The sequence below is a fragment of the Burkholderia sp. E168m23 genome, from assembly GCF_016586125.1.
GTDB lineage: Bacteria > Pseudomonadota > Gammaproteobacteria > Burkholderiales > Burkholderiaceae > Burkholderia > Burkholderia orbicola.
The window spans coordinates 1-1,929 of record NZ_BCPP01001154.1; the positions used below are offsets into that span (position 1 = coordinate 1).

At 68.4% G+C, this 1,929-nt stretch carries 1 protein-coding gene and 1 pseudogene; one reads left to right on the forward strand and one right to left on the reverse strand.

Annotated elements, in window-relative coordinates:
• The first annotated feature begins 106 nt into the window (after positions 1–106).
• Positions 107–1,663, forward strand: a complete 1,557-nt coding sequence (locus tag JMF90_RS35135) for a chloride channel protein (protein WP_054927493.1) — start codon at positions 107–109, stop codon at positions 1,661–1,663.
• Between the two features lie 116 nt (positions 1,664–1,779).
• Here the strand turns inward: JMF90_RS35135 and JMF90_RS35140 are convergent.
• Positions 1,780–1,929: pseudogene (locus JMF90_RS35140) on the reverse strand (YXWGXW repeat-containing protein); the annotation flags it as partial.

The following is a 1,929-nucleotide window of genomic DNA, read 5'->3' on the forward strand; positions in this document are numbered from 1 at the left end:
AAATTGCATCTCTTTGTGGATTTTTGTCGCTCACTAAGAACGTTTGACGCCCCCGCTGGCATCCCGTTCTTTTTATAATCCACTCTTTGCCCTCCGGCCCGAGCCAATGCCGCGCCCTGCCCTTCCCGCGCTGTTTCCCGCCCTCACCCGCCGCTCGCTGCGAATCTGGCGCCAATACGGAGTTTTCTGGCTCGGTGCGATCGTCGTCGGCCTCGCGGCCGTACTCTACGCCCGGTTGATCGACTGGGGTTACGAGACTTTCCGCGCGATGCGCGATCACGCCGTCTGGCTGCCGCTGCTGCTGACCCCGGCGATCGCCGCGTTGTCGGCATGGACGACACGTCGCTTTTTCCGCGGCGCCGAGGGCAGCGGCATCCCGCAGGTGATCGCGACGCTGCATGCCAGCCCGAGCGCATTCGGCGCCCGGCTGCTGACGCTGCGCATTCTGTTCGGCAAGGTGCTGATCTCGTTCCTCGGCATCCTCGGCGGCTTCACGATCGGCCGCGAAGGGCCGACCGTGCAGGTCGGTGCGGCGCTGATGTTCAACCTGCGACGCTTCTACCCGCGCTCGAACGCGCAGATCGAACGCCAGCTCGTGCTGGCCGGCGCGGCGGCCGGGCTGTCGGCCGCATTCAACACGCCGCTCGCGGGCATCGTGTTCGCGATCGAGGAACTGACCCGCAGCTTCTCCGCGCGCGCCAGCGGCGTGCTGATCACCGCGATCATCCTCGCCGGCGTTGTCGCGCTCGGGCTGAACGGCAACTACACGTATTTCGGCACGATCAACGCCGGGCTCCATTTCCCGAAGCTGCTGGCGGTCGCGGTGCTGGTCACCGCGATCGTGACGGGCATCGCGGGCGGCCTGTTCTGCTGGTTGCTGCTGAATACGGGGCGCTGGCTGCCCGCGCAACTGCTGGGCCTGTATCGCGAGCGGCCGGTCGCGTTCGCCGCGCTGTGCGGCTTCACGATCGCCGTCGTCGGGCTCGTGTCCGGCGGCACGACGTTCGGCAGCGGCTATGCGGAGGCGCGCGGCCTGCTCGACGGCAGTCAGCAGTTGTCGGTGTTCTATCCGCTCCTGAAGATGGTATCGATGGTCGCGTCGTACCTGCCGGGCATCCCGGGCGGGATCTTCGCGCCGTCGCTGTCGATCGGCGCCGGCTTCGGCAACGTGCTGCATGCCGTGTTCAGCGACATGAGCCTGCCGATGCTGATCGCGCTCGCGATGGTCGGCTATCTGGCCGCCGTCACGCAGGCGCCGATCACGTCGTTCGTGATCGTGATGGAAATGATCAACGGTCATGCGCTCGTGATTTCGCTGATGGCGACCGCGCTGGTATCGAGCCGGGTATCGCGCTTTTTCGCGCCGCCGCTCTACGAAACGCTCGCGCAGCGCTATCTCGCGCCGCCCGTCGCGGCCGCCGCGCCGGCCGCGGCAACCGCAGCGGCCGCGGCGGACAACATGACCGGCGTGACCGAACCCCAGGATGCAACCGCGGCCCCCGCCGATCCGCTCGACACGCTGCGCGACGAAAGCGGTAACGAGCCGGCCGCTGCGGCGGCGGCCGACAGCGCCGCGGACACGGCGACGACGCACGATGCCGGGCCGGCCGCGACCGACGCAAACGGCCCGGCGCAACAGCACGGCCCGCGCGACGCTCAGTAGATCACGACGGGCGCCGGCCGGTAGTAGACCGGCCGCGCCGGCACGACGATGCATCCGGCCAGCGTGATCGCGACGAGCGCGATGGCGATTGCGGTTCTTTTCATCGCGCGTCTGCCTCAAGCCCAGTGGCCGCGCGTCCAGAACCAGTTCGGACCGCGCTGGTCCCACTGCCCCGGCACCCATTGCATGCCGACGCGCTCGGTTTCCCAGTGGCCGCCGATCCATACGTAGCGGCCATGGTCCCAGTGCCAGTGCCCGCGCTCCCA

What these genes read in the sequence shown, in the direction of transcription:
- JMF90_RS35135 (WP_054927493.1), top strand. Translation starts at nt 107, where the DNA reads ATGCCGCGCCCTGCCCTTCCCGCGCTGTTTCCCGCCCTCACCCGCCGC.